Annotated in this window: 12 protein-coding genes; 5 read left to right on the top strand and 7 right to left on the bottom strand. The window is 69.1% G+C overall.

The annotated features are described in order from the left end of the window. Positions 1–286: integrase core domain-containing protein (locus BM140_RS16165; protein WP_131803857.1), on the top strand; the 286-nt coding region annotated here is incomplete at its 5' end. Between the two features lie 323 nt (positions 287–609). Here BM140_RS16165 and BM140_RS16160 read toward each other — a convergent pair. Then, complete coding sequence (locus BM140_RS16160) at positions 610–1,704, bottom strand: aldo/keto reductase (protein WP_091948463.1); 1,095 nt, start codon at positions 1,702–1,704, stop codon at positions 610–612. Between the two features lie 110 nt (positions 1,705–1,814). Here BM140_RS16160 and BM140_RS16155 point away from each other — a divergent pair, with 110 nt between their 5' ends. Beyond that, positions 1,815–2,798 (top strand): LysR family transcriptional regulator, encoded by a 984-nt coding sequence (locus BM140_RS16155; protein ID WP_091948460.1) that lies wholly within the window; start codon positions 1,815–1,817, stop codon positions 2,796–2,798. Here BM140_RS16155 and BM140_RS26320 read toward each other — a convergent pair. Next, a complete protein-coding gene (locus BM140_RS26320; protein ID WP_244535456.1) occupies positions 2,750–2,971 on the bottom strand; it encodes a hypothetical protein in 222 nt (73 codons plus the stop codon). The genes BM140_RS16155 and BM140_RS26320 overlap by 49 nt on opposite strands. 48 nt (positions 2,972–3,019) lie before the next feature. Continuing rightward, positions 3,020–3,214 (bottom strand): SDR family oxidoreductase, encoded by a 195-nt coding sequence (locus BM140_RS26315; RefSeq protein ID WP_244535455.1) that lies wholly within the window; start codon positions 3,212–3,214, stop codon positions 3,020–3,022. A 231-nt stretch (positions 3,215–3,445) separates the two neighbouring features. Here BM140_RS26315 and BM140_RS16145 point away from each other — a divergent pair, with 231 nt between their 5' ends. Continuing rightward, positions 3,446–3,655 (top strand): hypothetical protein, encoded by a 210-nt coding sequence (locus tag BM140_RS16145; protein ID WP_091948458.1) that lies wholly within the window; start codon positions 3,446–3,448, stop codon positions 3,653–3,655. 57 nt (positions 3,656–3,712) lie between these two features. Here the strand turns inward: BM140_RS16145 and msrA are convergent, their stop codons facing one another. Beyond that, positions 3,713–4,231: a peptide-methionine (S)-S-oxide reductase MsrA gene (gene msrA / locus BM140_RS16140; protein WP_091948454.1), complete on the bottom strand. Its 519-nt coding sequence runs from the start codon at positions 4,229–4,231 to the stop codon at positions 3,713–3,715. Between the two features lie 596 nt (positions 4,232–4,827). Here msrA and BM140_RS16135 point away from each other — a divergent pair. Beyond that, entirely contained in the window at positions 4,828–5,691 is an 864-nt protein-coding gene (locus tag BM140_RS16135; RefSeq protein WP_091948451.1) for a hypothetical protein, read from the top strand. A 3-nt stretch (positions 5,692–5,694) separates the two neighbouring features. Here the strand turns inward: BM140_RS16135 and BM140_RS16130 are convergent, their stop codons facing one another. After that, positions 5,695–5,910, bottom strand: coding sequence for a hypothetical protein (locus BM140_RS16130; protein ID WP_091948448.1), 216 nt, complete (start codon positions 5,908–5,910; stop codon positions 5,695–5,697). 436 nt (positions 5,911–6,346) lie between these two features. Here BM140_RS16130 and BM140_RS16125 point away from each other — a divergent pair, with 436 nt between their 5' ends. Next, on the top strand, positions 6,347–7,222 hold the full coding sequence (locus BM140_RS16125; protein WP_091948444.1) for a hypothetical protein: 876 nt from the start codon (positions 6,347–6,349) through the stop codon (positions 7,220–7,222). Between the two features lie 227 nt (positions 7,223–7,449). Here the strand turns inward: BM140_RS16125 and BM140_RS16120 are convergent, their stop codons facing one another. Together BM140_RS16120 and BM140_RS16115 are read right to left on the bottom strand one after the other, a co-directional pair. Next, positions 7,450–7,986, bottom strand: a complete 537-nt coding sequence (locus tag BM140_RS16120) for a protein phosphatase CheZ (RefSeq protein WP_425287067.1) — start codon at positions 7,984–7,986, stop codon at positions 7,450–7,452. A gap of 109 nt (positions 7,987–8,095) precedes the next feature. Beyond that, a complete protein-coding gene (locus tag BM140_RS16115; protein WP_056243882.1) occupies positions 8,096–8,479 on the bottom strand; it encodes a response regulator in 384 nt (127 codons plus the stop codon). Between the last annotated feature and the right edge of the window lie 48 nt (positions 8,480–8,527).

The following is an 8,527-nucleotide window of genomic DNA, read 5'->3' as shown; positions in this document are numbered from 1 at the left end:
GGCGCTGCGCAAGTGGGTCGCCAAGGTCGGACCGCAGATCCAGTACATCGCACCCGGCTCGCCGTGGGAGAACGGGTACTGCGAAAGCTTCAACGGCAAGCTTCGTGATGAGTGCCTACGTCAAGAAATCTTCTACTCGTTGAGGGAGGCGCAGACTGTGATCGCCCTCTGGCAGAACACCTATAACCGCGTCCGGCCGCACTCGTCGCTGGGCTACCGGCCACCTGCGCCCGTCACCGTCCCGGATCGAGCCTTCCGGCTACCCATGGCCGCCACCATGCAGTAGCCTCTCAATCGGCTCGGTCCAAAATGCCGGTCAGGTCAGTCGGCGCCACCACCATCAGGCTCAATTTCTCGATGTGGATGGTGAAATGCTCGTTCCGCAGGTTGGACCGTCCCAAGCGCACCGCATTACCCCGGCGTAGAGCAGGATGCCAAGCGGTGACTGGGCCGGATACACCTGCGTCCCGACCGCTATCGCGTCCACGCAGGAGGCGAGGCGAACCCAGGAGGCAGCAGCCGGCGATCGCCCGCCGTGGCCGAGGATCGTCCCGTTGCTCGCAACGCCATTCGGATCGGACTTTCCGAACATGGTCGGGGACGGCCGCGCTACCAGGCTCGAACGGTCTGGCCGCCGAAGATGGTCGGCAGCGGCAGGTCGAAGATGAAGTAGGGATTGAGGCTCGTTGGCTTGCCGGCGACGTCCAACCGCTCCTGCTGGTCGGCGGTCAACCCGATATCCAGCGCGGCGATGTTCTGCTCCAGTTGCTCCAGGCGGCTCGCACCGATCAGGACCGACGAAACTCCGGGCCGGCGTGCCACCCAGGCGAGCGCCACCTGCGCCATCGGACGGCCGATCTCCTCCGCCACCGCCCTCAGCACATCCACGACCGCGAAGTTCGCCTCCGTGAAGAGCATGCCGCCGAACGGATTGTCGCCGTTGAGCCGCCCGTCGCTGCCGCCCTCGACCGTCTCGCCGGCCCGGTCCGGGAGCGACACCGCCGATCCGGCCCTGGCGAGCATCTCGCGTCCGTACTTGCCGGTCAGCAGGCCCGCCGCCAGCGGGCTCCATGGCACCAGCCCCATGCCCAGCGCTCGGCCCGCGGGAAGGACGTCGAGCTCCACGCCCCGATCGACCAGCGAGTAGGCGTATTGCAGTCCGATCGGTTCCGGCAGGCCGTGGGCACGCGCGAGGGTGGCGATCTGCGCCGCGTACCAGGCCGGGGCGTTCGAGAAGCCGTAGTAGAGGATCTCACCGCGACCGACGGCGTCGGTCAGGGCGCGCAGCACCTCCTCGGGCGGCGTGGTCCGGTCCCAGACATGGGTCCAGTACAGGTCGATCCGGTCGGTGCGCAGCCGCCGCAGCGAGCCCTCCACGCCGAGGCGGATGTTGCGGGCGCTGTTGCCGCCCGCGAGCGGCGTGCCCTGTTCGCGCGAGAAGCCGGACTTCGTGGCGATGACGAGACGGTCGCGCAACCCGCGTTCGGAGACGAGCCGACCGAGCATCGTCTCGCTCTGTCCGCCCGAATAGACGTCGGCGGTGTCGACGAAATTGCCGCCCGCCGCGACGTAGCGGTCGAGAATTTCGGCAGAGGTCGCCGCGTCGCTGCCCCAGCGGCCCGCGCCGAAGGTCATCGTGCCGAGCGCGAGCGGGCTCACCGTAAGGCCGGAACGCCCCAGGGTTCGATAGTGCGTCAGGTTCATCGGCCGGGTCCCCTTCGAGGATGTCTCCTTGTGAGAAGCGAGAGGTAATCCGTGACGTGGGGCGTCATTATCCGCTAGGATCGGCATGGGCTTGTGAGCTTGGCTCAAGAATGCGGCGTAGCACCCTCGACGAGTTGGCGGCCTTCGCGGCGGTGGCGCGTCATCGCAGCTTCACCCGGGCAGCGGCCGAGATGGGGCTGTCGCCCTCCGCGCTCAGCCACACGCTGCGCGCGCTGGAGGAGCGTCACGGCGTCCGGCTCCTGGCGCGCACGACCCGCAGCGTGGCCCCGACCACGGCGGGCGAGCGGCTGCTGCGGACCATCGGCCCCGCCCTCGACGATGTCGCGCGGGGTCTCGACGCGCTGGCCGACTGGCGCGGCGAGCTGTCGGGACGCCTGCGCCTGACGACCTTCGCCTACGCCGCCCGCGCCGTCCTCGAACCGCGGCTGCCGCGCTTCCTGATCGACCATCCCGCCGTCTCGATCGAAGTCGTCGTCGACGACCGCCTGACCGACATCGTCGCGGCGGGCTTCGATGCCGGAATTCGGTTCGGCGAGACGGTCGAGAAGGACATGATCGCCGTGCGGGTCGGGCCGGACCTGCGCACGGTGGTGGTCGGCACACCGGACTACTTCGCCCGACATCCGCGCCCCGATACCCCGTCCGACCTAGAGGCGCATCGCTGCGTGAACTACCGCCTCGTCGGCGGAGGCGGCTTACTGCCCTGGGAGTTCGCCGGCGATGGACGCGAGCTGCGGGTGCGCGTGGGAGGCCAGTTGATCGTCAACGACGGGCAACTCGCCGCCGCCGCGGTGCGGGCCGGGGCCGGACTCGGTTACATGCTGGAGGACGAGGTCGCCGACGATCTGGCCGCCGGTCGTCTCGTCCAGGCGCTGGGGCCGTGGTGCCAGCCGTTCCCCGGCTGCCACCTGTACTATCCCGACCGGCAGGTCACGCCGGCCCTGCGGAGCCTGGCCACCGCTCTGCGATGGCGGGAGGAGGCGCCGCGCGTCGTCGCGCCGCCTTCGACGCCCAGCGAGGAGGTTCAGGCGCTGCGCCATTCCCGTGCGGCCTCGGCGGCGAAATCGCGGTAGCTGCCCGGCCTGCGCCCGAGCAGATCGGCGAATCGCTCGATCTCCGCCTCCGTCGCGACCGCGCCGTCCTCCTGGTAGCGGCGCATCGTCACCCGCAGATCGCAGGCGAGCCAAGCCGGCGCGAAGGCGCGCAGGCGGCCCTCCATCGCGTCGAGGTCGCCGCCGCAGCGCACCTCGCGTCCGAAGGCCTGGGGACCGACGAGGTCGTAGGTCTTGGCCGGTTAGCGGGCCTCCGCCCGCTCGCGATGCGGCAACGCGACGGCGGCCGCCTCGGCGATGACGCGGATGTCGACCATCGCGACATCGGCATGGCCGAGTGGTATCCCGAAGATGCCGTCGCCGAGCAGCGGCGCCTTCTGCGCGAAGTCGTTCTGCATGAAGTAGGCCGGGCGAAGAATCGTGACCGGCGGGTTCATCGGTCCTCGACGCCAATGCCCGTGATCCGAACGACCGAAGCGGTACGATCGCTATGCGCGCGTCGCGAGATGCCGGCTGCCGGTCGGCCGCCGACGACGCGCGACGGGGCCGCATGGTTGTAAAGTCGGCGAACGGGTGCCGGACGCGACCTGGGGGCCGGACCCGGAACCGAGACGGGCCGTCGCGTTTGCGTCTCCATGAGCCGGCGCCAGCCGGCGGGGAGACGGATCATGTCCACCGACACCGACAAGCACCGCGGGCTGCTCGAGGCCCTCAGGATCGCTCAGGGCAAACGTGACGGCACTTTCGAGAAGGCCGTCACCGCCGCCTTCGAACATGTGTTCGAGCACTTGGACCGACTGAACGACCACGTCTCGCCCGGTGGCCCGGATGGCGGAGACCGTCACCTGAAGCCGGGTGAGTCACCGACCCTCCGGTAGCCGTAACAGTGACCGAAGGCGCATTGGCTGCTCGCCGAGCGACGGCTTCGCGAGGGCTCAGTCGCTCTCAGCCGCCGTGGTTCCGGCGGGCAGCACCCAGTTGGGGCGCACGAAGTGGCAGGTGTAGCCGTCCGGCCGGCGTTCCAGATAGTCCTGGTGCTCCGGCTCGGCCTCCCAGAACGGACCTGCCGGCGCCACCTCGGTGACCACTTTCCCCGGCCAGAGGCCGGATGCGTCAACATCGGCGATGGTGGCCTCGGCGACCCGACGCTGGTCGTCGTCGACGTAGAAAATGGCCGAGCGGTAGCTGAGGCCCCGGTCGTTACCCTGCCGGTTCGGCGTGGTCGGATCGTGGATCTGGAAGAAGAACTCCAGGATCCGCCGGTAACTCGTGACGGCCGGATCGAACACGATCTCGATGCCCTCGGCATGCGTCCCGTGGTTTCGATAGGTCGCATCCGGCACGTCGCCACCCGTGTAGCCGACACGGGTCGACAGCACGCCTTCCTGCCGACGGATCAGGTCCTGCATGCCCCAGAAGCAGCCGCCTGCCAGCACCGCTCTTTCGCTACCCATATCGCTCCTCCGTGAGCCGCACGTATCCCCGCTACATGGGGACCGCGACGGCCATTTGCTCTGCGGCCCGGTATCCGTTCCCGATGCGAGATGACGGGGCACCGCGCCCTCGGCCGCCCCGACCGGCATGAAGGACAATATGGGGTCCGGGAGAGCGCGGTTCGGCGGGATCAGTGATCGTGAGAGCGGAGCGCCGACCGGCCCGGCCGGCAGACGAGAGGGGCGCTTGCTCGTGCCGCTTCTCGTGCCCTTCCGGAAACAACGGAGTCTCGCCCAGGCGAGGCGCGGCCGGGCCGGGTCGAGTTCAGCGGTCCGCTTTGACCATCGAGCGACCGGCCGACGCAACCGGAGCGAACTCGCGTCCCGGCCTCGCCGTCTCCCCCAGGAGCCCGCGTCTACGACCGGGCCGGGTGGTAACCTTTCGGTAAACAGACATGCCTAACATCGTCTTAGGACATCGGACCCGATCGCGGCCTCGCTCGTGACGAGCGGCGTGCCTGCGGGGGCGGGCCGGCGCCTCGCGTACGGCGGTCGCGCGGCTCGTCGAGCCCGGCCGGACCCTGCGCGCTGGACATCCATCAGGGAAAGCCCGGGTCATGGCGGAGTCGGTCGGAGCGGAGAAGGCGGCCCCCGCGGGCAAGGCCACCCCGGAAGAGATGCTGAAGCAGGCGGTGGGCGCGGCAAGCGCGAAGCTGGCCGAGGCGGGAGCTGCCATCGCCGCGCCGACGCGCCGACCGTTCCGGCTCAAGGCCAACGGGCGGCTCGCCGTGGCCTCCGGCGCCGCGCTTCTCGGCGGCATCTGCATCGGCTTGGGACTGGCGGATCCGCCGCGGGAGCGATCCGGCGAGGCGCTGGTGCAGCTGCGCGCCGGGATCGAGGCCGGTCGCGCCGAAACGCTGCGGCTGTCGCAGGAGGTGGAGCGGCTGGCCCGCACGGCCTCGGGCCTGCGCGAAGGGAACGAGGCCCTCCGCACCGAGACCAAGGCGCTCGGCGGCAGTCTCGGTGAGCGGATCGGACGTCTGGAGCAGGGCATGGACAAGCGCCTCGCCGCCCTGTCGGACACCTTCGCCCAGTCCGAGCGCGAGCAGGGGGGCCGCCTCGCCGGGCTGAGCCTGCTGATCGACAAGAAACTTCAGGCCACCGCCACCGCCCTGCCGAAACCGGAAGCCCGCATCGAGGCTAAACCCGAAACCCGGTCCGAGCCCCGCGCAGAGGCCAAGCCGGATCCGGTCCAGACCGGGAGCCTGCCGGATCGGACGAAACCCGAGACCGTCGAGGGCTGGGCGGTGCGCGATGTCTATGACGGCGTCGCCATCCTGGAGGATCGCCGCCGTCGGCTCGTGGAAGTCGGCGCGGGCGACGCGGTGCCGGGGGTCGGCCGCGTGGAGGCGATCGAGCGCCGCGGCCGCAACTGGGTCGTGGTCACGCGCCAGGGCCTGATCACCCCGCAGGCTTGGTGAGAATTAGACCGCCGGAGCGGCGTCCCGCACGGTCAGCGCTGCGAGCGTGGTGCCCGGTAAGGCGGGCGCCAGTTCGGCCAGCATCGTGGCCCGCTCGATCCGGGCCCGGCCCCGCTCGCGTGCCTGCTCTCGGGCCGCGGGGGTCGGGTGAAGGATCGTCGCGAGGAGGTTCAGGTCCTCGTCTCGGTGGGGCAGATTCTTCGCATCGAAGACTGGCATGACCGGCTCCCGCCCCGGTTCAGGGCATGCGGCCGCCGAGCACAAGCTCGACTGTGCGTGAATAACGAGGGCAGCGGGGGCAAGTTCCGCGTCCCGTCCACATTTTTACCGCAAATTCATATTTGCGCCGCCGCAGGTTTTGGTGCGGTGCGAATTGTCACCCGAGGATGCCAATAGTGCGCCTGTGCCGGTTTCGCGGCGGCCCTGCCGCTTCGGTTTTCGAGTGTGGTCAGCAGCCCTGAAGGTTTCGCAAGGCCGAAGCGTCAAATTTGCAAGGTTCGCGAGGCGTGGCGAAACAAGGCTGACGAAACCGGTTGAACTTCGCGAAACGGCGCCTGCGACGCCTTGGTTGACAATCGGCTTTGCGGCTAAGCTCCCGCCGCCAAGCCACCTGCACCCTGCAGCCGCGCGCTGGCCGTCCTGTCGGAGAGCATCGGTGCGCCCCTTCCCCTTCCTGGCGACGGCGTTGTCCGTCGCGTTCCTGCCGACCCTCGCCGAGGCGGCGCCGCGCGAGCCGTTCGAGATGGCGAAGGGCTGGGAGATCGAGCGCACGGTCGGCGACGCCAGCGCCAATCCCTGCCTGATGACCCACACCTACGAGGACAAGGACGACAACAACGCGACGAACGCGGTCGTCTTCGCCCTCGACGGCGACAAGGCGAGCCTCGTGCTGGCCTATCAGGGCTGGGACTTCGACAAGGACGAGGCGGTGAAGGTGCCGCTCTTCCTCGACAAGAAGGCGATCAAGACCAAGGTGACGTGGACCGGCGACGGCAAGACCCTTCGGGCGCAGTTCCCCGACACGCTGGTCCCCGATCTCCTCGCCGCCAAGACCGTGATCCTGCGCTTCGAGAACGGCGACGCCGACTTCCGGATTCCGAATTTCGCCGCTGGCTACGAGGCCCTGCGCCGCTGCGATGCCGCCCCGGCGAAATCCGCGCCGCAATCGGCGATCGGCGCGGCCATCGCCAGCCCGGCGCCGGCGTTGCCGCCCCAGGCCCGGATCGCGACCTACGCGGTCGGCATCGCGCTCCAGCGAGTGCTGAAGGAATGCGATGTCGCCTCGACCGGCCGGCAGCGCGCCGCGGTGGAGGCCCGGATGGCGGCGCTCCAGCCGGAGATGGCCCCGTTCGAGGCGAACATCCGCGAGCAGCTCGGCAAGAAGGGCTTCAGCTGCCCACCCGCCGACAAGGAGCCGGACTTCCAGGCGGCGATGACCCGCTTCATCGACCTCTCGCCGGAAGCCTTCGCGGCGGCGATGGAGAAGCAGGGCGAACCGGAGAAATCGGCCGAGGTCGCACCGAAGCCGTAACGGTTCCCCAGAGCGTCGGCCCTAAAGGCGGGAACCGGCTTTCGGATAAAAGCCGTTGCACCACAATAACGGCGAGGCTCGTCCTGGATCTGAAATCCAGGACGATGCTCTAAGAGCGGTTCCTAGGGCGGGGCGCCGGGTCGGTGCCCCGGCTTCCCTTCACCAGGGCTCTGCCCCGGACCCGCGAAAGGACGCGTCCTTTCGAAACCGGGATCTGCCGTCGCGGGTCAGTCGAACAGGGCGTCGATGGCGTCCTGGGGGGTGGCCGGGCCGCCCTTCTGCGGTCCGTTGAGCAGCAGCGACTCGTTGCGCTTGCGCCGGTCGACTTCCGACTCGTCGACGCCGCCAGCGTCGCGGGCCTTCACCGCCACGCTGAAGCGGGCGAGCCGGCCTTCCAGGAGGCTCATCGCCTCGGCGACCTTCGCGATGCGCTGGCCTGTGATGTCCTGGAAGGCGCAGGCCTCGAAGACCGCGAAAATCTTCGCCTCGACCGCGGCGCGGTAGCCGGGACCGTCGGGAAGGGCGAGGATGCCCTCGGCGCTCCCCATGATCGCGTTCGTGGCGCTCGCCGTGGCAGCGACCACCTCGCCGAGCTCTTCGTGAACCATCGGGAGACGGTCACGGGTGAGTTCATTCGCCCGCAGCAGCGCGATCGCGTCGCGTAGCTTGGCGATGTAATCCGCGATGTCGAGAAGTTCCTGGATCATCGCCGACGGGGTACTGGTCGGCGTCCGGGCATCGCGCGGGAAAGCCATCGATCCCATGGATATTCTCTCGAGCGTCCCTCGACCGGGGGACGATGCGGGATGGACCGGAGAGGGGCACCCGCCCCCGACGCGCGGCTTTCGCGCGACGGGGGTGGGCCTGCGGGCGTCACGCGCCGCAGACTGCCTCGATCTTCGTCTTCAGCGTCGCGGCGTTGAAGGGCTTCACGATGTAGTTGTTCACGCCGGCCTTCTTGGCGGCGATGACGTTCTCGGTCTTCGACTCGGCCGTGACCATGATGAACGGCGTCGTGCGCAGGCCTTCGTCGGCGCGGACATGGCGCAGCAGCTCGTAGCCCGTCATCGGCTCCATGTTCCAGTCGGAGATGACGAGGCCGTATTTGCGGCCCTTGAGGCGGGCGAGCGCGGCGGTGCCGTCGGAGGCCTCATCCACATCCTCGAAGCCGAGCTGCTTCAGGAGGTTGCGGATGATGCGCACCATGGTCTGGTAGTCGTCGACCACCAGGATCGGCATGCTGAGGTCGAGGGCCATGTGAATCGTGCTCCGTTGTCCCTGATATCGGTGCTGGCGGCTCTATCG

Origin of the sequence: Methylorubrum salsuginis, from assembly GCF_900114375.1 — a bacterium.
In the GTDB taxonomy this organism is placed as follows: Bacteria; Pseudomonadota; Alphaproteobacteria; order Rhizobiales; family Beijerinckiaceae; genus Methylobacterium; species Methylobacterium salsuginis.
Note: the sequence above shows the minus strand (reverse complement) of the source record. Positions and strands in the feature narration are given on the sequence as shown.